Genomic DNA, 22985 nt, shown 5'->3' on the forward strand with positions numbered 1-22985 from the left:
AATTTTATATGAATCTTCTTTACTGTTAATAATCCATTACTTCCATTCTCCAAACCAATGATTCCATTTCTTTAAGAGAACTTCTTTTAACGGAGGTGTCTCGATTCCTTTCTGCTTCTTGAACTCATTAAAACTAGCAAAACCAATAAGTAATATTCCTGTTAACAGAAGATACACCCACCATGGCATATTGCCCCAATAAGGACGTGTCTGAATTAAGACGTTCAATAATAGAACAACCATCCCTATAAAGAAATAGCTTTTTTGCCTGGATATAAACCCATAAATAATACTCACAAATGACAGTGTACCAAGAATGATCGCATCCATTACTTGATAGCTTTGGATGGCATCAATCATTAATAAAGCAGCAATAAGCCCGAGCAAAGAGTATTGAACGGACGCTGCCATCTTATCAGAAAGGTTCCAGGTCTTTCTGTTTATCACATAACTTAAAAGAATCCAAGGTAAAACATTAAGTTCTGCTTGTATGATTGCAGGCACCTCGAATTGATCGATAAAGGAATAATACGCAAACATTGCAAACAAACTTGAAATGGTCTGCAGTATTTTCTTTACCGTTTCAAATTCTACTAATCGTCTAGAATGAAGATAAAATAGGATTGCGAGCAATAATAGTCCCGCCGTAGATAGGAATCCTTGTGATAAAGTTAGTCCAGCAGAAAAATAAATGACTCCGAATACCGCGAACACATCCATTGAAAACTTAGGCATTCTTGAAAGTAACTTTTTATTGTAGAACAAACCAGCCAAAGAAGTGATTAATCCCGCGGTAAACCAAATTAATGCTTTGTTTCCTGGTTGAACCGCATACAAGATAAACATTTCTTCTATGTCGACCATTAAATAAACGAGAATGATAGAAGTGGCATACTTCCAATAACCCTTCAAAGATTGATAGAAAAGGATAAATCCGATAAGCACACCTGCATGTAAAAATAAGTATGCAGGATTATTTCCTATGCTTAGCATGTATTCGCCAAGAAAGAACAAAGAAAACGGAACAATATAAATAACTATTCTGTCTTTCCAATGCGGTTTCAAAATGAAATATAATCCAGCGAGCAGGACGCTAAATATAACTGGCCCCTCATGTGGCAGCCATTCGAATATAAAATAATGAAAAGCTAAAGCGAGCATTGTTAAACCTGAATAAAAGTAAAATCTAAGTTCATATTCTTGTAACGTTCGGATCATATACATCCCATAAAGAATGGCTAAAAGTGTAAACGGCAATACGTCTTGTGACACCAATACGGAAAAACCAATCGTCAATAGTAAGAAAAAATGTGAAACTGCTTTAATCGGGTATTCACTGCTTGCTTCTACCCTTTTAAAAAGTTCGCCGCTTACAAATAAAAGAAAAGCAATTCCTATATAAATATAAACCGAGCTTCTATCTGTTAACGAAAGTCCCGCTAAATCTGCTGTATAGAACAATGCGAAAAATAAACCAAACTGTATACCCGCATAACCGGCTTTGACTTTGAAATGCTGTGTAGCAAACCACAATGCTACCATCATTAGAATTGAAGAGGACCATTTAACCCAAGATAAGCTATCAACAAAAGGTGCAACAATGAAATTAACAATCGCAGAAATCACTGCAACAGAAATAAATGCTGCAGAAAGTATCACATGATTTTTTTTAAGAATATACAAACCAAGCAATACGATACTCCCTAATACGATTGATAAAGAAAGCTTAGACTCCTGCAAAAATTCCATTCCTGCATAAAATACTGAACTAAAAAGAAACAAAGATGTTAGCCAAGCTGAAATTCTTTTCTTTTGACCACTTTCGAAAAAGTAATGGCGTAGTGCCAAACCTACCAAAAGCAAGGATATAATAGCTGCCTGTAAATAAAGTTGAGTTAAAGAGGTCATTAGAAAACTTAGAAGTATACCTCCCCCTCCTACGATCAAGCTAGATCTTTGCAGTGGTTTGAGGAACTGCCCTACTCCATAAGCTAAAGCAGCGGATATTCCAATTGCTAACCCCCAGTATTCACTTAAAGGGCTCTCCATCAAATGATACAATTCCATAAATGTACAAATTACATAAAAAGGTGCTAAGTATTTAAAGAAAGAAAATGTAGTTTGATAGCTTAAATATATAAAGTTTCCTGAAAGAACTAAGTACCCTAAAAAGAGCCAAATGCTGCCGCCACCAACCGATAATAAAACTCCGTTAACGGTAATAAAAATGAATGAAAGTACCGATATTGCTGCGTTTGCCAATTGATAGTAATTGGTTAGGTGATTATCCGAAAACTTGCCTACTAATAGTAAAACAATCGGAATCATGACGACCAATAAAAGGCTGTAATCGAATAGGAAAGAATTCTGTATGAGCTGAAACAGTCCATACGAAATGAATCCAATGAATATAAATTCGTATTCTTTCCTCTGATTAACCATTCTCATTGCTAAATAAAGAATAGCTGTCAGTATAATATTAAAGCTTTGGGAAAGCTGATTATCGAATAAAACAAGAATTAATACAGTCGATAAAATCAAGTTTGCTTGAATAAAGACTGGCAGGATTTTGAGAAATACATTTTGCTGTTTCGATCGGTTCATGTGATAAAGTGCAATAAATCCGACATTACCAAAAGCATAAGCAAAATAGAAGGCATGCTTTGTAAGGCCAAGAGCCAATAATACATAAGCGTATCCTATCGAACTCGCAATAAAAGTAATCCAGCTAAACAGTTTTGAATGAAAATAGCGGCCGAATCCAAAATAGACCGGAACACACAATACGGTTGTGAGGACTCCTAGAACATATCTTCCTTCTCCGTAAAAACTAAGCCAGCTGCCAAACAACTCAAAATATCCAGCAGACAAAATTGTAATCGGAATGAATAAAGCAAACAATACAAAAAAAGTAAAAGCTGTTTTCCTGATCTTTAGCACTTTTTCAGATAGTGCTCCTAGACCTCCAAACAAAACGGCGATTCCACCAACGAGCATTGTTTTAGTAAGTGAACTGAACACTTCCCAATTACTTGTCGCAAGTGTTAACCCTCCTAATAAAAGGAGGATAACACCAGCTGCCATTAATGAAGTAATATTCTTTTCTCTCTTCTGTTCTGGTGTTAATTCAATTTTAGGTTTTGACTGAACGATCGGCTTTACTGGTTTTGACTGAACGGGTTTTTGATTTATTGGTTCAGCTTTTATCAACGTTTCCTCTAATTTAAGATCATCAGTATATCTGTGATATCCATCCACTATTGTCAGGTAGTCTTTTTCTTTGATATACCCGCCTTTCTTCAGCGCATTCAAATCCCTGATAAATCTAGGCTCATCCATTATGTATCCCCCTTAATGCTCCTTTGTTGAATGTATGTATAAAAAAGAAAAGAGATAACAATGGGTTATCTCTTCGAAATTATAAAATTATGATAGTCATTATTTTACAGTAACTGCTAAATTGTGTCACTATTTCTATTTAATTTGATTGTAAGCATTTTGAATACAAGAGGTTTGGTGAATAATGATAATGTTCATCGTCAGCAGTAGGAGGGATTAAATGAATGGAACGAATTTATTCGATAGACTTTATTAAGTTTTTTGCCATTTTAGCAGTCGTTATCATACATATTTTTCCGTTAGATGGCTTTACCGGCTATTTTATGATTGATAACATTGCCAGGTTCGCTGTCCCCTTTTTCTTTGCTGCGTCAGGTTATTTCTTTGCTCAGAAAATGATACAAAAGGATGCATCCTTTTACTATTTGAAAGGCTATGTAAAGAAGCTGTCGAAAATTTATTTCGTCTGGCTGATCTTTTATGCTATATATGATGTTCTGCTGATCCTTCTTAAGAGCAACGATATTCAGGAAGACCTTAATAAATACTTTGATAAATTTACGTTATTAAATGTATTTTATTACGGCAAAGGAACAAGCGGGTATCAGCTTTGGTTCCTAACGGCGTTAATATGGAGTACCATCATTGTTTATATATTCATTAGATTTAAAAAGATAAGTATTCTGTTTGTCCTAAGTATCATTTTGAACTTAATTGGTCTGTTAGGGCAGGCATATACGATGTTCTTTGATCTGCCTGTCAGCACTACACGCGATGCTCTTTTCTTTGGTTTGTTTTATACAACATTAGGAGTGGTTTTCGCAGTTAACATACATTTTAAAAAAATAAGAAAAATAACCGGGATAACCTATCTCGGTCTAGCGATTATCTGTACTGTCATTCAAGTAATGGAGGGATATTTGTTAGATAAAGTGTTAGATGGCAGCCATGGTGAATACTTTTTTTCAACCATTCTTGTTACTGCTTTTCTTTTCTTTTTTGCTTTGAATAATAAAAAGGTTGGTAAAGGAATGTGGATTACAAAAGTTGGCGGTAACGCGCTTGGCATCTATATTATCCATGTATTTTTCTTAGACCTGATAAATAACGTGTTAAAATATTTAGACATTAAACAGCTGCTATCTGAGAATTTCATCTGGAACGTATTTTATACCCTTCTTATATTTTTTATTTCGTATTACACCTATCAATCTCTTCAGATCGTTAAAAAGGAATTGAAAGAATAATAAATTACGAAAGCTGAGAGCCAGAACCCAAAGGCTTGATGTCTAGCAACAGCGTTCTACCGTCTAAATCATCAATAAGCTTCTTCTAATCACTCTCACCACTTCCCCTTCCCAACATATTCTGTATTACATTACGAAAGGGCTAATAACCCGTTCACAGGGGAGGTATTATAATGGGCGTTGAATTAACAGCGCTGCATTGGATTTATGTAGTTTTTATAGGCTTAATCATTGGTTTTATGGTTAAAAGACGTGATACGACTCTAATTTGCATCGTAGGTATTTTCTTAATTGCGATAGCAGCAACTGGTTCGTTAAGCGGTTCGATCAGTAGTATATTTAATAGTTTTATCTATGCTATTACAGAGCTTCTTCCAACAATACTTGTTATTTCTATTATCGTTGCTATGAGCAGAACCCTAACTACAACAGGTATTAACGATGTGATGATATCGCCATTTTCTAAGCTGATCCGCACACCTGCACTTGCTTATTGGACTATTGGGATATTAATGATGGTGATCTCTTGGTTTTTCTGGCCGTCGCCTGCGGTGGCGCTTATGGGTGCAGTTCTACTACCGGTAGCCATACGAGTAGGTTTGCCCGCACTTGGGGTAGCAATGGCTATGAACCTATTTGGGCACGGTATAGCTTTATCGGGTGATTTTATTATTCAAGCAGCTCCTAAATTAACTGCTGATGCAGCGGGGCTTCCGGTAAGCGAAGTCATCAGTGCCAGCATTCCGCTTGTTTTTGTAATGGGGTTAGTTACAACAGTCGCTGCTTTCTATTTTTTAAAGCGGGATATGAAAACTGGAAAACTTACGTCGGCCACTGGAGTGACAGATGAATCGGTAAAAGAACTTGCGACTGAACAAAAAAAGAATCTTTTATCTGAGGGTCAGAAAAAATTCTTTGCTCTATTTATCCCAGTCATGTTTGCACTTGATGTTGCAGCAATGTCCATCCTAAAGCTTCAAGGCGGAGATGCGACAGCGTTAATTGGCGGAACATCTGTTTTTATTCTTTTACTAATCACAATGGTCAGCCATAAAAATAAGGGACTTGAGAAAACGACTTCCTACATGATTGACGGATTTCAATTTGGTTTCAAAGTCTTCGGCCCTGTAATACCCATTGCTGCATTCTTTTATTTAGGTGACTCAGGATTTACGAAGATTATTGGTGAATTCTTACCGAAAACTTCACAAGGTATCGTAAACGATCTTGGCCTAGCGCTTGCTTCAGTCGTACCATTAAGTAAGGAGATAGGAGCTCTTACATTAACTGCAGTCGGTGCGATCACAGGACTGGACGGGTCAGGTTTCTCTGGGATTTCGTTAGCTGGTTCTGTAGCCAATATCTTTGGCACAGCAATCGGAGCTGGTGCGGCAACTTTAACAGCCTTAGGACAGATTGCCGCAATATGGGTTGGAGGTGGAACGTTGGTGCCATGGGCATTAATTCCAGCAGCTGCAATTTGCGGTGTAGACCCATTTGAGCTTGCAAGAAGAAATCTGAAGCCTGTTACAATCGGGTTAGCAGTTACAACCATTGTCGCGATATTTTTAATATGATAAATAAACCCAGGCAATTAACTTAACGGACTCTCTTTTGGAAGAGAAAAAAGACCAGATTCTTGTGTCTGGTCTTTTTCTCATCCCTTTATTCCATTAAGAATAGAGAAAGTATTATTACTTTGGAGTAAGTCTCAACAGTAAGTATCTGATAAGCCTAATTTTCGACCACAATTTCTCCTTCCCCTTTTGGTATTTCAAACCCATTAAGGTAGGAAGTTAAAAGTTCTTCTGTTATAGGGAACGCATTTGCATCAAAACGTTTATTTCGTATCTTCAGCCGAGCACGCAGATCATCAGGATAAACTTTCAAATATATGAGTTTCCATTTACCTCCTGACTTTTCGATAAGCTGTTTATAGTGGTCTCTTCTTACTTTATCCCAAAAACTGAAGTCAATTACCACCTGTTGCTTATCGTGGATCAATTTAACGAGACGATTGCACAATTTACTTTCTGCAACTTTCTTATATTCATCCATCTTTTCAATTGGAAAATCAATTCCATAACGACCATTGGTAGCCCATATTTCTTCATCAATAGAAAGTCGAACAAATCCTTCTTTTTCTAATTGTTGTGCGAACGTAGTTTTGCCAGAACCAGCTACACCGCACATCATTACTACTAAAGGGGTGATTTCATCTCGTTCATGATAAATGATGTCAAAATTAAATTTTTCAAACATTTAAAATACCACCCTTACTGTTCCTTTTATTTGTTTAATCCAATATATTTTTTAATAATTCCCGGCGACTTGCATCAATAAAATTCAATGTATCTTCAAGAGTTGGAAAACTAGCTTGTGCAGATTTATCGCTGCCTCCACCTCTTCCGTTAAATGACCCCAGGTGTTCTTTTAAAAATTTTCCGCATGAAACGTTTTTAGTTCCGTTGTGAACGGCCACTGCCTTATTTTCCAAGGATGAAGCAAATAGTATAAATAAATTATGGTCATTTGCCATCATTATGGCGAGGTCTTTTATCTCATTTAAGGTTTTGTCTTCAAAAACATGGAAAAGAAAATCTTCTTCTTTCTTTAAAAGAAGTTCTTTTGCGAGGTAGGCATTATTTTCATCTTTGGCTTTTGAAAGTTCTGATTCCAACCTTTTCTTTTCCTCTTCCCACTTATCAATCCGGTCAATAACTTCCTTCCGTCCTGTATTAAATTTTGCCGCTATCATTCCTAATATTTGCTGTCCTTCATTGAGTTCTTGAAGTGCCCGTAACCCACATTTGAAAAAGAGTCTTACCATTCCTTTTTGTTTTTCGGCTTTTATTAGCTTTATAATTCCAATCTCGCCGGTTCTTAAAACGTGAGTTCCGCCACATGCGTTGTACTCTATACCTTCAATCTCTACAATTCGAATATTTTCTGTTACTTTTGGCATTTTTAGAAGAGGGATTTTAGCTAATTTCTCACTTGTAACATAATAAGTATGTATTGATTTATTATGATAGATCTCCTCATTGGCGATTTGTTCGATCTTCTCCATTTGTGAATGGTTAAGTTCAGATATTTCAAGATCAATTGTTACATTGTCTTGACCAAGGTGAAAACTAACAGTCTTTGCGTTAAAAAGTGTGTAACATACTGCTGACAATAAGTGCTGTCCGCTGTGATGCTGCATGTGTTCGAACCTTCTTCTCCAGTTCAAAGAACAGAATGCTTGTATTGTATCTGGCAGCCTTTCTGTCATATGTACGATCTCACCAAATTCATCAGTGAATACATCAAGAACCTCAATACCGTTTATCGTTCCAGTGTCGTGAGGCTGTCCTCCACCAGTTGGATAAAAAGCGGTTTCTTCTAAGATCACAAAATATTTATCTTCCTTTATAAAGGTTTTATTAATGATTGTTTCCCATTCTTTTGTATATGGTGAAGAGTAGTATATTTTTTTCGTCATGATTTGCCATCTCCTTCTAAGTCTCTTTGTTCAGTGTAAACTATCTATTGATAAAATAAAAAAGAGATAACCAAGGTCATCTCTTAAAATTAAATACCTTCCCCATTTCAATTACTGCTTCATGCCTGTATAAATGTAAATAGCATCTCTTAGAAATTTTGCTGTTCCTGGCTGATCTTTATCATAATAAGCGGTAAACCTTTCGTCATCCACGTACATCTGTGCAAGTCCTGCATGTGCTTCATTGCTGTATTCATTCCAATAAAAGGTTAACCATTGCTTGTGCAATTCAGCGGCTTTTTGAGCCAGCTTACCAGCTGGATCTCCAGTTTTGAATGCTTCAGCTAATGTTGTAAGCAGATCTACACTGAGTTTAGTTACTTCGTCATGTTCACTTTGAGTCATGTTTAGAACTTTCTCATTGGATTTGTTGACCACATCGTCACCATATTTCTCGCGGATTTCTTTTCCGTATTTGTTTTCATTATCTTGCACCATTTTTTGTTTGAAGCCTTCAAATTTTTCTTTATCTTTCATCGTAATTCTCCCTTCGTTAGAAGCAATCGTTTTTTCCACATTAGCGATTAACTTATCTAATTGTAATCGTTTGTCGAGGAGCTGTTCACGGTGTTCGCTTAGAGCAGCTGCAGCATCAAAAGAAGGAGAGTTGACGATATCTTTTATTTTGTCTAAATGGATTCCAAGTTCCTTGTAAAATAGGATCTGCTGGAGCTTATCAACTTCTGTCTGCCCATATATGCGATATCCCGATGAGTTGATTCTTGCCGGCTTAAGAATTCCAATCTCATCATAATAACGTAATGTACGAGTACTGACACCAGCTAGCAAGCCCAGCTTCTGTACGGTGTATTCCATGTGCTCACCTCCTGACAATTCTACTTTAAACCTTTACGTTGCGTGAAGGTCAATGGTTTTTTGTTTATTTATAATAAGAAACACTTTGAAGTTCTCAAAGTGTTTTGGATATAGTACTTTAATATATTTATTTTGTTTCATATACTAGCATTGAAGACTTGTCATCATCTGGTACAGCATATAAGTTAAATGCTTGATCACTTTTTTCTAAATAAACAGGATTACGAGTAACGGTGTGTCCTTGAGCTGAAAATAGCGAAATTGGAAGTTCGTGTTCGATTCTCATGGTTTTCTTATTTAATAAAGCTAATCCACCTAATTCAAATTTTTCAGAATTAGTTCCGCTCTGAGGAAGTTCTGTAATTCCGCTGCAAATCATATTTTCCTTTCCGGTATCCTCACAATCCTGATAATCAATAAAGTGACTGGGATTCTTGGATTTGTTTACAACTTTGCCATTTTGATCAAACTCATAAAATGTTCTTGAACCCCAGCTTACTGCCTTGAGGTTTCCTTTCTTAACGTCGCGTAATATTCCACCGATGTGATCATTCGTTCTAAACATTTCCTTTGATTTCATTGTTTTAGGATCAACTTTATATATAATGGATTCACTGTCTGGTCGATATTCGGCAACAGAAACCCAAATTGACTCTCCATCAAAAGCAATACCTCCAGGATGGTACATATTCCCTTCACCAAGTTCAATATCTTTTAAAAGCTTTCCTTCTTTATTGAATACGAAAAGGTGGCCGATTCCTTTTCCTGGAGTACGGTCATAACCCTCACGAGGCTGATCGTATTTTACTGGTTTTTCTATGATTTCAACAGAAGACATGTAGAATAAGTTCCCAATCTTGGTCATTCCTTGAGGATGATAGGTGTTAAACTGCAAATCAACCTTTTCTTTTTCTTCCCACGCTGTTTCACGGGAAAGCTCTTTAAATCTTTCTTCATAGTGTTTTCCGTCTGAACTTATTTGGAGAACATCAGGATTTGCATATGCCGTGGTAACTGAGCCAATCGTGGCAGCTGCGGCTAATGTGAGCATTATTTTTTTCATAATATTTTCCTCTCCTTCATTCATTATCTTTATTGTGGTAATAACAATATACCGTCACCGATAGGCCGTTCACCGGTAGAATCAGACGGAGAGCTTACCATTTTTTGATGCACTGTCATAGTAGTAGAACCTCCACCGTCAAGATTTAATGCATCAACTGCCCCTAGAGATTTAAGAAGCTGGGCACTTTCTTTAAAGTTAGCTCCTACACTATAACCAGGTTTTCTGCCATCAATCGTAACTAAAAGGATTGTTCCATCACCTTTTATTCCTGCAACTGTTCGAGGATGACGTCTTTGACCGAATTGATAAAAGAATTCTGGATTATCAGGCTGGTGAAATCCTTCTGCAGTTGAAGGAATATCAATTTTGCCGTTTTTTAGTAGCCGTGGTCCGCCATTAATAATTCCTGTCCCTTTATCAATCGAAAATTCCGAATCATTTGCAAGGACCTTTTTCTTAACTTGTACTATTTCATCAGTTGTTAAATGTTCTTTTATCCAGTCAGCGTTTTCAACTGTACCAGCTACAACTGTACTGCCAAAAGGAATCGTGCCTCCTCTGGATTCCCTAATATCAGTAACTATTCCTTTGTTATTAATTACGGCTTCAGCACCATCTCCTGAAGGAGTTTTTATCCCAAAACGTGAGGAAAATTCAATCAGTTCACTTGGATCTGTACAAGTGAAATCATGTTTAGGCAGATTTGTTTCATTATCTCCGATCCCGCCGCATCCTCTAATCAATCCAGGTGCTCGGTTTAGTCCGTCAATTTCTTTTTTATCACCATCAGACGATATTAATTGAACCTTTGTACTTACAGTAGATATAGAAGCATTGTTTTCATCATTAATAATAAAACTTGAACGACCATTCACAGCTTCACTAGAAAGCTGGCCATCTACCATTGATACACCTGCAAGATCACCTTCTGTTCCATCTTTTTGCCCCATCACAAAATATCCGCCATTTATTCCGCCGATTGCATTTGTTCTCTTAGACATACTAGTCAGTGTTTCTTTTTCAGGAATTTTATCATTTGAAATAATGGGAGAGATTTGTCCTTTAAACGTGTTAGGATCAATTTCAAGAACATTAACGGTCCAAGGCCCTGTGGTAGGTTCCCCGTCTTCCTCAGTAAAAATAACCTTAGTATCCTTATAGCCTTTTGACAGCAGTTCTTCCTTTATGATTTTAGCTTTTGACTCTTCTTGGTAAGGACCAATTCTTACTAAATATCCGAGTGGCGTATGTTCTGGATCATCTTGAGCTCTTTCGTTAATGGTTTTTATAAAGGAAGAATAGCCTAGAGATGCTAGTTCTTCTCTCAATTTGTTCGCTTCTTCTTTTTCAGTAAGAAAATCTATGTTTACCATGTAGTCCGCTTCCTGACTTGTTTTTCCGTAAACAATACGAGAATATTTTATACCTTTTTGTAATTTTTGAGAGTTTTGATATTCAATATCTTTAAATAGTGATTGTGTATCAGCTTCTGCAGTTTTTACTATTGAGTCATTTTCTGCAAAAGATGTGATAGTAAGCATCATTAGTACTGATAGAGTTATATTTGAAGCTTTTTTTAATTTTTTCATTGAATCCTCCTTTGTAAGTGTCTTCCTTACCTTACTAAATCGTTATTAAGATTAAGTAAATGTAGCGTTTTTAGTTTGTTAAAAAACAATGACATAGCCAACATTTAAATTTAAACACAAAAAAAACCACTGTTTCCCAACAGTGGTTTGGATAATTGATTTGGTTTTTATGACATTTTAAACCTTCTTTTTGTTCTTACAGATGCAATGACTGCGATTACTAAGCCTCCAGCAGTATCGGCAATAAGGTCAACCATCGTATCGAAATTCCCTCCGCCCTGTAAGGTCATCGAAAAGATCTGATCCATACTGAACTCGTAGATTTCCCATACGACCCCGCCAAAAACTGAAAAGGAAAGTACGAAAAGAAATACAAGCCAATATGAAATATCACTCCTTGCATGTTGGCGTGTCATACGTTCATAAAGTGCTATTCCGACAAATGCTAATAAAGCTCCGCTTAATAGGTGTAAAAAGGTATCCCACCAGCCAAGATGATAAAATCCTATGATGGAACCTAAATATTGTGAGGCGAAAAGAAAAGCAAAATAAGAAAGCATGATTGGCATATTAAATTTAATCTTTGTAAAAAGAATTAAACTTAATGGCACAAGACCACAGAAGATACCGCCAAAAGCAACCTGATAGCTGTGGGTTTCACCTTTTGTGAAATAGTAAAAACAAAGGTAAGCCATAAATACGGTATATGCAATACTTAATATTAAAAGGAATTTTCGTTTCATAGTTAGGTCACCTCAACGGGTAAAAAACAAAATATTTTTGCCCCATGTAATTAGCGAAAGTATATAAACAAGCACCCAATAAAACAGATGATTCTTTATTTGTAAGAATTTGAAGGTCGAGAGCGTTTATTATTTGAGAACTCAAGCTATATGCCACAAAATAAGAAATCAGAATGACTGCCAAAAAACGGATACTGCTGACACCTACAGAAGTTTTACTTTGAAATGTGAATTTCCGATTCAAAATATAGCTAACAACAGCACCTGCTGCATTGCCTATAAAAGTTGAGGGCCAATAACCAGTATGAAATCCATTCAGTAGAATAAAGCTTATGGAAATTCCAATACATGTATTTATTATTCCAACAATGACGAACTTAAAAAAGGAATTAGTTGGTTTCAGGAAGTTTTCGAAGGTTGAGATTATATGATTCATCTTTAACTCTCTGTGTATTTTTTAAAGGAAGCGGTTTTGAAAGATGATTTGGATCAGTTTCAACGATATACTTTGGTCGCCTCTTGGATTCTTTATAGATTTTACCGATATATTCGCCAATTAATCCGATCCCAATAAGCTGAAGCCCTCCGATCAGCCAAATGGATGTAATTAGGGATGTCCAACCTGTTTCGGTATTTCCGATAAACTTTAAGGCTAAGAAATAGACGCCAAACAATAAGCTTACAAAAAAAGAAATCAACCCTGTCAGGAGGACAAAACGAATAGGAGTTACAGAAAATGAAGTAATGCCATCAAAAGCAAAATAAAGCATCTTTTTGAGAGGATACTTTGTTTCTCCAGCCAGTCTTTCCTTACGTTCATAATAGACGGAAGAAGACTTAAAACCGATAAGTGGTACAATCCCTCTTAAGAACATATTTACTTCCTCAAACTTTTCCAATTCAATTAAAGCTCTTTTACTCATCAGTCGAAAATCTGCATGGTTATAAACTAGATTTACACCCATCCTGTTCATGAACTTATAAAAGAATTCAGCTGTATTCCTTTTAAAAAATGTATCGCAGTCTCTCTTTTTTCTAACGCCATAGACAATATCACAGCCTTTATTAAATTGCTCAATAAATTGAGGGATTACTGAGACATCATCTTGCAGATCTGCATCGATAGATAAAACACAGTCTGAACTTTCCTTTGCTGTAAAAAGTCCAGCAAGCAATGCGTTTTGATGTCCTACATTTCCTGCAAGCTTTAAACCCTTAACATTTCCGTTTCTTAAACTTTCTTTATGAATAATGGCCCATGTTTGATCCTTGCTGCCATCATCTACAAATAATAGCTTGCTATCATCAGATATCAGTTCCTCAGATATCATTCTTTTAAGCAGAATATCAAGGGCATCTATCGTAATCGGCAATACTTCTTCCTCGTTGTAGCAAGGAACAACAATTGTTAAAGCGGGCTGTTTCATGTAAGTACCTCCTGGCTGATTACATTGCTTTATATAAATAGATTTTCCATGCGGCCGTATCGGATTCAAAAACATCCTCTAACTCCAGCTTTATTTCAGCAGCATTCTCTATAGGAAGGGCAGAAAAAATATATTCCCCGCCAAGCTCCTTAAAAGGTCCCATATTTAACTCAACGTTCTTTAGCGTTTTACTGGAATTCTTTTTGAACATATAATGCTTTCCTAGCTGATCTGTAAATATGTAACAGCGTCCTCCCCACTCATCATAGTAGGTACGCAGCCGTTTGTTTTTTGCTAATTCTTTATCCATTATTTCCCGAAAAGCGTATTTGTATGTTAATGGATAGAAATTGTTATAGGTATCCAAAGTGTAGAATCCGTTGTATTGTGCGATGGCTGGATGTATGCCGATACTTGCGACCCTGTAGCTATCGAGTGGACGGTTAATATACTTTTCAATGTCTTGGAAGAGTTCTTCTGCATAAAATTCTTTTACCGTAGGTTTTTTACGATAAATCAACTCGTCGTTAAATAAACATAACAAGACAATCTGTCCTAAGATAAAATACGGAATTGTATACTTAAGTGCTTTATGGTCCCAAATAATTTTAAGACCTAAAGCAAAGCCCATATAGATCACTAAAGGACGTAAAAAGTGAAACCTCGCGAAATTAAATGTATCCATAAAGTGAAATCTTTCGGTTAACGGAAGCCAGCCTTTATAGAACCAAAACGCATACCATGCAGATAGTGCAAAATTTAGTACTAAGAGGAAAACGAAGACTTTTTCTTTCTGCCAAAGCTTTTTCCAAATGACAACTATGAAAGCTAGTATGGTAACCAGCAAAACAAACAAACCATGAACAGTCATTACATGAGTATGTCCAAGTACAAAGTTCTTAAATGTAAGCCTGGTGACCCACCAAAAAGGCAATCTTGCATGAAAATACTCGTCTCTTGTATTCGGGTCATCGTCATAAATAAACGAGTACACTAATCGATATTCGACTAACATAAAAATGGAAGTCATAAACAAAATCGAAAGAAAGAACGGCCAGTTCCAGGCTTTTTTACGCAGTACATCCGAAATCCAAAAAATACCCATGGCAAATAAAAAGAAGAAAAAACCTAAAACAAAACTCGAATAAAATGGCAAAAGACCAAGGACTAAGTAGTTCTTCCACCCTTTTTCACCTTTCCGAATATTTAAGAAAGCCCATAATGCTAATGGCATGCCAAGAGTACTCAACATCCCGGATGGCCAAAATGGAGTGAGAGCAAAAGCAAGAGCAGCTCCAATGGTGATCAATGTATACTTTTTCTCATGCAAGAAGTGTTTTTTAAATAATAAATACATGCCTAAAAAGGCAAAAAACCTCGTTATGCTTTGACTGATCGCATAAGCAATCATTGTCGGAAATATTGCGTGAAGCCAGACGATGCCGCTAAACTCTGTTCCGAGTGCATTCCTGGGAAGTCCATTAATGATCTGAGGAATTGTTGAATTTACCCCGCCAAACATATGCCCGCTTTCCTTTAAAACTTTATACCAGGCAAGGTTTGAATCAAGGTTATCATGTACACGAATATGTGCATTTTCTCCTAAAATGAATAAAGGAGATAAATAGAGAAGAATGATTGAGAGCGCAATGTACAGCAGCTTTTGTTCATTTGAAGCAATATTTTTAAACGCCATAAGGACACCCCATCACTAAAATAGAGTCGTATTCAGGTTTAACATAAAAAAAATATTGTATACCCTATATGTACTCAATAAAAAAAGACACTTAAATAAGTGCCCGGAATTGAATGATCGTAATAGATTAATTATTTTTAATTCCGCCATTTTCCCAAAATACTTGAATGGCTTTTCTAAGTAAAACAGCGTTGTCTTCTGCTCTTGTTGGGAGAGCTACTGCCCATCCTGCCGTTTCAGAAGCAGCATTTAGTTTTAATTTTTCCTTTGTTTGCATTGGGGAATAAAACTCTATGTGAAATCGATAATAGCTTTCAACATTTTCTGAGTTGCTCGGTCTTCCGTGTATGCCCATCATAAATGGAAACGTACAATTAAATAAGTGATCCATGCCACCTATTACTTCTTGAAGAATATCCCCTAAAGCGTTCTTTTCCTCTTCGGTAAAATCCGTTAAAGCTGTTTTATTCTCCTTACTTACAATAAAAAGACCAAAAGGAGTATCAGTAAAAAAAGGAATAAATGCAATAAAATAATCATTCTCTAAAACTACTCTTTGGCCAAATCGTTTCTCTTCTTTAATCATGTCATCAAACATGTTTCTTCCAGTCTTTTGTAAGTACTTCTTACAGTTATCTAATTCGATCTTCACTTTTTGAGGAATAAATGGATAGGCATAAACTTGACCGTGGGGATGTGTAATGGTTACTCCTACTTCTTCTCCTCTATTCTCAAAAATCATTACGTATTGGTGCTTTTCATCCTTATCCAATTTGTTAAAAGTTTCAGTCCAAAGATCGATCACCCGCTTCATCTGTGATCTTGTAAGATCGGGGAGCGTAGCATGATGGTCTGAAGAATAAAGTATAACCTCACACCTTCCCGCAGCTTCTCTTGTCTGATACAAGTTTCCTCCTACATCGTCAGGTTCTGAAGGTTCTGCTCTTAGTACAGGATAATCATTTTGGAAAACATGAACATCATAGTCTTCAGGAACTTTTCCAGACCCTGGACAAAAGGGACAATGGTCTTTTGGTAAATAAGGTCTGAATTGTCTCTTTGCGGATACCATTATCCAGCTGTCCAAAAGCGGATTGTAACGCAGTTCAGCCATTCGAGTCACCCCCAGAAGTAATACGTATGATGTAAAATGCGAGTGGTATCCTTTAGGTTATAAAATATTGGCCTTTATTTGATTTTATTATAGGCAGTTAAAGAAAATGAATGATTTAAATATTGGAAGAGTGTAGCCTCTATCCAAGTTTAATAGGTACTTTATGCTCTTCTTTACAGAATTGCACAGAAGTAGAATGACAGTGATGTATAAAAAAACATGAGAACTTTTTCTCATGTCTTGTTGGAGGAGCTATTATGAAAGTGAAAAGTAAAGTTAATCCCATGATCTTCATTCTTTTATTTTCTGCATCTGCTGTATCAGCAGGCAGCCAAGTTTTAAAAGCAAGCGGGATGATTTCTTTGATTATCTTTCTAACTGGATTCGTGTTTATCTTTTTGGGAACATGGAAACTGCTTTATTCACATAAAAGGAGTAAGTTTAGGCTGAACGTTTTCCTACTCATTGCTGCTGGCCTGTTTATTGTGTTTCTTTCCATGTGGCTGCCCTCTTTATTATTCATTCTTTAATTAAGGTTGTTGATTTTTGGTTCTAATGTTTATTCTCTTCAATGGATAGTGAATTGGAGTGCAAGTTGCGTGCCCACCGCTTGAAAAACGTCTAGTTTGGCATGCGAAGAGGAAGTGCTGTAAGCATCCTAGGCGCATGCACCCTTAGGAATCTCACCTGTCCCGCTCTAAGAAATTATCTTTGTTCCTGCGTCTATAAGTAACGTCCCTCGGAAAGCGAGTATCCTGAAACGGAACTTAACCACGTTCAAGTACAGCAAAGTTTTATGGAGGGCCTTAATTAATATCCTTTATAAATGCAATCAGCCTGTTAGCTTCCTTAAATCCAACTTGAGTATGAAACAAGTAGCTTGTTTCATTGTTAAGCTCAATATCTGAACCGATTTGAGTACATCCTTTACTCTTAAGCCATGTTTCTCCTTTATCCAAGAGTTTTTTTGATATGCCTCTTCTTCTTAAATTAGGCGACACGTAAATACCTTCAACAAAACCTGTTGGACTTGATTCTGACCCTTCTACGTAATCACTCCTAATAGAGACATGAATAAAAGCCGAAGCGATTTCATTTATTATGTACAAGAACACCTTATCTTTTGGCGAATAAATAAGATCTGAAAACTCCTTTTTCAAATCATGAAAATCATTATTAGGCCAAAGATCTACACCCATCTCTGTTACCCGGTCTAAATATTGTTCATTTGCTTCAATGATAGATTCCATATAATATATACCTCTCTTTTTTTATTTATCTCTTGTCATTCGACAAAATCGGATGACTCCTTCTTAATAAATGATAAATCTTTTAATTTTCTTTTTATATATCTTTCCTATATAGTCTAATTAATTTATAGACTAAATCATGGAAAAGAGGGAAAGCAGATGAGATATGGAGTTAGGGTTTCCTTTTTTGTAATTGGGTTATGTATCTTCAGCTATGGAATTGCTTTAGCCATACAAGTGAAATATTTAGGGGTTAGCCCATGGGATGTTTTAAATATCGCTCTCTTTGATAAGTTTGGATTTACGATAGGCACATGGAACATTATTGTGGGACTCCTTCTGATCTCAATAACTTTAAAGGTTAATAGAAAATACATAAACGTGGGTACTTTTTTAAACGCTGTTTTAGTTGGTGTAATGGTAGATACTTTTCTTTATTTTCAACTGCTTCCAAGCTCATCAGGACTTCCTTTTGATGTTCTGATATTATTCATAGGCATAGTTTTGATGGGGATTGGCGGCGGTATGTATTCTGCTGCTGGAATTGGAGCAGGACCAAGGGATGGGTTCATGCTGTCAATATCAGAGAAAACGGGTATTTCCATCAGTAGAGTCAGAATTTTGATGGAATGTCTTGTTCTATTACTGGGATTATTAATCGGTGGACCCGTCTTCATTTTCACCTTCATCTATACCTTTATTCAGAGCCCTATCTTTCAGCGTTCCTTTCTTTTTTGTTCGAGATGGATCGATAGTTTGTTAGAGTCAATAAAGGGTAAAAAGAAAGCAGCTAGTTGAGTTTACACCTTACAGTTCTTAGAGTTACTGTGCTACACTATAGTAAGTAAACATAAGAACAGTAGTAACAAAAGAAGGTTTTGTGATGAAGAGTATATTAGATTATAAAACTAATCAACTCCCTCAAATATCCATAGCTTTATTGTCGGCTTTAATTGGTGGCTTCTTTTTTTCTATTTTTAAACTCCCTATCCCTTGGCTTTTGGGACCGATGACGGCAGTTTTAATAGTTTCTAATCTAGGAATCATAAAGCTTCATTGGCCAATATATATACGAAATACAGGGTTGATTATTGTTGGTTATTCAATCGGTCTTACATTTACACGGGATACACTCTTTACGATGATATCAAAGCTTCCATCGATGGCTTTTATGACGATCCTACTTATATTGTTATGTACCGGAATGGCTTTTTTAATTTCACGTATTACCGACATTAATTTCCCCACTGCTTTGACTAGCAGTATTCCAGGTGGTCTCTCGCAAATCATAACGTTTGCGGAAGAAACAAAAGGAATTGATATTACCACGGTTACTTTCTTTCAAGTAATCAGAGTGATTATGATTATCTTTTTTGTTCCCTTTCTTATCTTCAGCCCCCTGTTTTCCAAAGAAGGATTGGAAACTGCTCCAGAGGTTATTAGCGGTAATGTGCAGCAGGAGTTCTTTCCCCAGATCATTTTATTTGCGATATTTTCTGTGATAGTTGCTCTTATAGGAAAAAAGATAAAACTGCCAACAGCCTTTTTATTAGGACCCATACTAGGTATCGCTTTTTTGAATGTATCAGGTGTTCAAGGACCGCCACTTCCCTCTGTAGTTCTGGATATCTCTCAATTTATGATTGGTGGTTATATAGGTTTATTATTAAAACCTGATAAATTAAAACATAAAGCGAAAATTATTCCTGTAGCTCTTTTCAGCAGTTTAATTTTAGTGTGTATTTCATTAGGACTGAGCTTCTTGCTTGTATGGCAGTATCACTTTTCTTCTATAACAAGTTTCTTAAGCCTTGCCCCTGGCGGTGCGGATCAAATGGGTGTTATAGGACATGAATTAGAAGCCGACGTATCAATGATTTCGGGTTATCAACTATTCAGAATCCTATTCATCTTCTTTGTAGTACCTCCCCTGTTAAAAGTAATCTTAGGATTAAGTTTAAAGAAAAAGGATTTCAATGGTAAATAATATTTCACTTTATTAAACAAACCCCCAACGTTAAAAAACGTTGGGGGTTTGTTAGTGAATCATTTACCTTCTGATTTTTACGACTAGTCCCTCATTAATTTCTAGCATCTCTTCAACACTTATTTTTATTAGGGAATTCGCAGATCCCCCTCCAGTGTATATGTATGACTGTTCTGTTACTTTAGGATCTACTAAGAAGACAGCTTTATATCCAAAAGATGGAACACCTCCTACAGGAAATCCAGTATACTCTAAAATCTCAATTTCATTTGCTAACCTTGGCTTAGAGATATTTAATACTTTTCCCACAAGGGTTGTGCTAGCTCGATCTTTTCCTTTTACAATTGCTACAATTAAACGTTTATTTTCGTCGATTAGACAAATGTTTTTTACAAATAAATCGGAAGGAGCTTGCATGGCTTGTGCGGCTTCTTCTACTGAATGACAAGACCCTGATAAACGATAATGCTCTGCTGATAGATTGTTTTCTTGTATGTACTTTTTCAACATGTTTTCATACTTTTCCATATTAGAGTTCCTTTCTTTCCCACGGTTATTATAATGTTGAAAGGACAGCACCGACAGCTTGAATCCAGCTCCCTGCTAATATTAAAGACTGACTGTATTCGGTGTCCCCATTAGGGTAATCCAGCTCATATTTCCCTCCAAGAGCCTGTAAGGCATTTCCTGCCACCTGTAAAACATTTGAGATCACATTGATGGCTTTATTTAATGAAGGTTTCTCATCTAACTCATCTCCAAGTTCAATCCCAGCCCCAAATGATTGCAGTAAGTTTCCTTTTATATTAAGCACTTGTTTCGTTCTATCTTTAAATGGCATAATCATTCCCGCAATCACGGTGGTGTTTCCCGCAGCTTGTACCTCATTTCCGATCCTGCTCAGTGTGAATGGTTCCTGTCCATCAGCTATTAATGCATTTCCTGTAGCTTGCAGAGCATTCCCTATTAAGTCAAGATCGTCAAGGAATGTATCGTTAAGGTATTGATTAGGGGTATTCGCATAAGCAGATATGACAGTTCCAATGGCCTGAATGATAGAACCGATCCTTTGTTTTTCCTCACTATTCATCTGTTTCCCATCCAATTCGCAAGTTCATTTTTCAGTGTATTCTTGGACTTGAATGGTTGCTCTTGTATTAGCTGTTCTTTAAATTAATTTGTTTCCATGTATTAGCAAGATCATCACCTATTCTATTGATTAAATCGTTAGTTGTGAAATAATGCATATGTGATAAAGGTGACCAGCTGCTGAATAGATTCCCACTGTTTATTTCAACATCAATGGCAACCGCTTTATCATATGCATCATTAAGCGGTTTAAGCGGGTACCCAAAGACATCATCTCTGTCGTACATATTTATCCAATTTCCGCTCAGACTGGGATAATATTTTTTTAGATTAGGTGAAGGTACATTGATCGGCACATCAAAGTCAGCATATCTTAAACTCCATAAAGCAAGCGGGCTTCCTAATGAATAAAATCCTGTTAGTGTGTCTCCTTGTTCAAGAGGTGTATCAGCCATACTTTCTTGTACTTTCTTAGGAACTCTGTCAGGTATGTATTGCAGATCATAAAAATAATTACTTGTTATCACCGTTCCTAAACTGTGAGCAATTACGAATAGCGGTGCGTCTTGACCTGCTTTTTCACTCAGTTTTTGAAGTCCCTTCGCATAGACCTCATGAACCTTTATATAATTTGGATTGTGGTTTGCAGACGGCTGATAAGCGATTGCATCGCCGAAAAAGTTAATTACAAAATGTCTCAACTTTACAAAATCTAATTCTGCAGCTTTTGAGAGTTTTTCCCACATCTCATTTTCCCGTCCATTGAACACACTGCCCCAATAGATAGGCTGAATAACTAATTCTGTTTCTGGGGCAGGTAAATAAGGTTTTAGATTTTGAGTAAATCTTTTAGTCAGTTCTTCTGAAAATATATCTGAAAAATCTTCTTTTTGGTCCCCGATACCATGCAGGACAACTACAGCGATCTTTTTTGACATGATGTTCACATCCTTTTTTAAAATTATGCTCAAAACGTATACGACCGTTAAAGAAAATCAATACTGATAGTAGATTGTGAGGGATTTTTAATATGAATAGAAATTACTTTCATATATTTATACTAATAGTAGTTATCGCTTTTTTTACTTGGTCATTCATAAAGCCTGCGCATTATCCCATATGGATATTAGAGGTAGGACCATCTGTAATTCTCATTTTGGCTGTGCTTTATTTTTATAACAAAGTAAGGCTGACTAATCTTTCGTATAGCATCATTGCATTATTAACGATAATGACTTTTATTGGCGGTCATTTTACGTATGATGATGTTCCGCTTTTTGATTGGTTTCAGAAAAATTTCGACTTAGAACGTAACCACTATGATCGCTTTGGACATTTTTTGAAAGGACTAATCTTCATTGTTTTTCGTGAAATATTAATCTTGAAAACTGCTTTGCCCATAGGAAAGTGGGTTCAATTTATAGCGATTAATATGACTCTTTCGCTGTCTGGATTTTACGAAATTGTGGAATGGATCGCAAGCAGAATTTCAAATAGAGAAACAAAAGACTTTGTTGGTGCCCAGGGAGATATTTGGGACGCTCAATGGGACATGTCCCTTACTTTAATGGGTTCGATCATTGCTTTACTCCTATTAACGAGATTGCATAATCGATTCATAAAATCCTTGAATCATAAAAGCTGGTCATGAATTTATTAATGATAGTTATATTAATTAAATAAATGGCAAATCCCTTTAAATACTCCTTCCCTCTTTCGATAATTTTTAGGCTTTTGATTCATACTAGAATGAGGTGGAATTATGAAAGGTATTCTGATTATCATTAGTACATTCTTATCAGGTTTTCTTCTTTATTTTGCGTGGACGGATTATGTAGAAGAAGAATTTAAGATTACCGAATATAAAGGTCACATCGTTAACAAAATTCGATCTGAACAAGTCATAGATAGGGGAACTGTCTTCACTGTAGAGCCGAATTACAAGATTGTTCTTTCAACCGGGGAAGCATTAACAGTGCCTTTTCCCATTTATCAAAAATTAAATAAAGGTGAATATACCGTTTTGTTAAAACAAAACGATCGTATTATAATTCCATAGCAAAAAGCACACCCGGCTT

The 22985-nt window shown here is 36.2% G+C and carries 22 protein-coding genes; 7 read left to right on the forward strand and 15 right to left on the reverse strand.

Annotated elements, in window-relative coordinates; all coding sequences use genetic code 11:
• Positions 1-36 precede the first annotated feature (36 nt).
• The gene (locus EV282_RS08690; protein ID WP_130295442.1) at positions 37-3339 is read right to left on the reverse strand and encodes a hypothetical protein; all 3303 of its coding nucleotides are present in this window, start codon (positions 3337-3339) and stop codon (positions 37-39) included.
• A gap of 224 nt (positions 3340-3563) precedes the next feature.
• Between EV282_RS08690 and EV282_RS08695 the strand changes: the two genes are divergently transcribed.
• Together EV282_RS08695 and EV282_RS08700 are read left to right on the forward strand one after the other, a co-directional pair.
• Positions 3564-4586, forward strand: a complete 1023-nt coding sequence (locus tag EV282_RS08695) for an acyltransferase (RefSeq protein ID WP_130295443.1) — start codon at positions 3564-3566, stop codon at positions 4584-4586.
• 173 nt (positions 4587-4759) lie between these two features.
• The gene (locus EV282_RS08700) at positions 4760-6163 is read left to right on the forward strand and encodes a hypothetical protein (protein WP_130295445.1); all 1404 of its coding nucleotides are present in this window, start codon (positions 4760-4762) and stop codon (positions 6161-6163) included.
• A gap of 157 nt (positions 6164-6320) precedes the next feature.
• On the opposite strand, the gene EV282_RS08705 is transcribed toward EV282_RS08700, so the two are convergent.
• From EV282_RS08705 to galT, 10 genes are all read right to left on the reverse strand, one after another.
• On the reverse strand, positions 6321-6848 hold the full coding sequence (locus tag EV282_RS08705) for an AAA family ATPase (protein ID WP_130295446.1): 528 nt from the start codon (positions 6846-6848) through the stop codon (positions 6321-6323).
• A gap of 34 nt (positions 6849-6882) precedes the next feature.
• Positions 6883-8070 (reverse strand): alanyl-tRNA editing protein, encoded by a 1188-nt coding sequence (locus EV282_RS08710; protein ID WP_130295448.1) that lies wholly within the window; start codon positions 8068-8070, stop codon positions 6883-6885.
• A gap of 111 nt (positions 8071-8181) precedes the next feature.
• Complete coding sequence (locus EV282_RS08715; RefSeq protein ID WP_130295449.1) at positions 8182-8946, reverse strand: MerR family transcriptional regulator; 765 nt, start codon at positions 8944-8946, stop codon at positions 8182-8184.
• Positions 8947-9073: 127 nt separating this feature from the next.
• Positions 9074-10009: a DUF6454 family protein gene (locus EV282_RS08720; protein ID WP_130295450.1), complete on the reverse strand. Its 936-nt coding sequence runs from the start codon at positions 10007-10009 to the stop codon at positions 9074-9076.
• A gap of 29 nt (positions 10010-10038) precedes the next feature.
• Positions 10039-11601, reverse strand: coding sequence for a phosphodiester glycosidase family protein (locus EV282_RS08725; protein WP_130295452.1), 1563 nt, complete (start codon positions 11599-11601; stop codon positions 10039-10041).
• 167 nt (positions 11602-11768) lie between these two features.
• Entirely contained in the window at positions 11769-12344 is a 576-nt protein-coding gene (locus EV282_RS08730) for a hypothetical protein (RefSeq protein WP_130295454.1), read from the reverse strand.
• 7 nt (positions 12345-12351) lie between these two features.
• Positions 12352-12780, reverse strand: a complete 429-nt coding sequence (locus tag EV282_RS08735; RefSeq protein WP_130295455.1) for a GtrA family protein — start codon at positions 12778-12780, stop codon at positions 12352-12354.
• Positions 12734-13771 carry a glycosyltransferase family 2 protein gene (locus EV282_RS08740; RefSeq protein WP_130295457.1) on the reverse strand — a complete coding sequence of 346 codons (1038 nt, stop codon included), beginning with the start codon at positions 13769-13771 and terminating at the stop codon, positions 12734-12736. Before EV282_RS08740 ends, EV282_RS08735 begins: the two co-directional genes overlap by 47 nt.
• Positions 13772-13790: 19 nt before the next feature.
• A complete protein-coding gene (locus EV282_RS08745) occupies positions 13791-15467 on the reverse strand; it encodes a DUF6044 family protein (RefSeq protein WP_130295459.1) in 1677 nt (558 codons plus the stop codon).
• A gap of 127 nt (positions 15468-15594) precedes the next feature.
• Positions 15595-16581: a galactose-1-phosphate uridylyltransferase gene (gene galT / locus EV282_RS08750; protein WP_130295461.1), complete on the reverse strand. Its 987-nt coding sequence runs from the start codon at positions 16579-16581 to the stop codon at positions 15595-15597.
• 257 nt (positions 16582-16838) lie between these two features.
• Between galT and EV282_RS08755 the strand changes: the two genes are divergently transcribed.
• Entirely contained in the window at positions 16839-17111 is a 273-nt protein-coding gene (locus EV282_RS08755) for a hypothetical protein (protein ID WP_130295463.1), read from the forward strand.
• A gap of 276 nt (positions 17112-17387) precedes the next feature.
• Here the strand turns inward: EV282_RS08755 and aac(6') are convergent, their stop codons facing one another.
• Positions 17388-17831, reverse strand: coding sequence for an aminoglycoside 6'-N-acetyltransferase (gene aac(6') / locus EV282_RS08760; RefSeq protein WP_130295465.1), 444 nt, complete (start codon positions 17829-17831; stop codon positions 17388-17390).
• A gap of 159 nt (positions 17832-17990) precedes the next feature.
• Between aac(6') and EV282_RS08765 the strand changes: the two genes are divergently transcribed.
• Both EV282_RS08765 and EV282_RS08770 read left to right on the forward strand, forming a co-directional pair.
• The gene (locus EV282_RS08765; protein WP_130295466.1) at positions 17991-18629 is read left to right on the forward strand and encodes a YczE/YyaS/YitT family protein; all 639 of its coding nucleotides are present in this window, start codon (positions 17991-17993) and stop codon (positions 18627-18629) included.
• Positions 18630-18714: 85 nt separating this feature from the next.
• A complete protein-coding gene (locus tag EV282_RS08770) occupies positions 18715-19818 on the forward strand; it encodes an AbrB family transcriptional regulator (RefSeq protein ID WP_130295468.1) in 1104 nt (367 codons plus the stop codon).
• Positions 19819-19881: 63 nt separating this feature from the next.
• Here the strand turns inward: EV282_RS08770 and EV282_RS08775 are convergent, their stop codons facing one another.
• From EV282_RS08775 to EV282_RS08785, 3 genes are all read right to left on the reverse strand, one after another.
• Positions 19882-20346: an aminoacyl-tRNA deacylase gene (locus tag EV282_RS08775; RefSeq protein ID WP_130295470.1), complete on the reverse strand. Its 465-nt coding sequence runs from the start codon at positions 20344-20346 to the stop codon at positions 19882-19884.
• A gap of 28 nt (positions 20347-20374) precedes the next feature.
• Positions 20375-20908 carry a DUF6944 family repetitive protein gene (locus tag EV282_RS08780; RefSeq protein ID WP_130295472.1) on the reverse strand — a complete coding sequence of 178 codons (534 nt, stop codon included), beginning with the start codon at positions 20906-20908 and terminating at the stop codon, positions 20375-20377.
• Between the two features lie 67 nt (positions 20909-20975).
• Positions 20976-21845 (reverse strand): chemotaxis protein, encoded by an 870-nt coding sequence (locus EV282_RS08785; protein WP_130295473.1) that lies wholly within the window; start codon positions 21843-21845, stop codon positions 20976-20978.
• A 92-nt stretch (positions 21846-21937) separates the two neighbouring features.
• On the opposite strand from EV282_RS08785, the gene EV282_RS08790 reads away from it, so the two are divergent.
• Both EV282_RS08790 and EV282_RS08795 read left to right on the forward strand, forming a co-directional pair.
• On the forward strand, positions 21938-22558 hold the full coding sequence (locus EV282_RS08790; protein WP_130295475.1) for a DUF2238 domain-containing protein: 621 nt from the start codon (positions 21938-21940) through the stop codon (positions 22556-22558).
• Positions 22559-22669: 111 nt separating this feature from the next.
• The gene (locus EV282_RS08795) at positions 22670-22966 is read left to right on the forward strand and encodes a hypothetical protein (protein ID WP_130295477.1); all 297 of its coding nucleotides are present in this window, start codon (positions 22670-22672) and stop codon (positions 22964-22966) included.
• Positions 22967-22985 lie beyond the last annotated feature (19 nt).

Source organism: Fictibacillus sp. BK138 (genome assembly GCF_004216955.1).
Lineage (GTDB): Bacteria > Bacillota > Bacilli > Bacillales > Fictibacillaceae > Fictibacillus.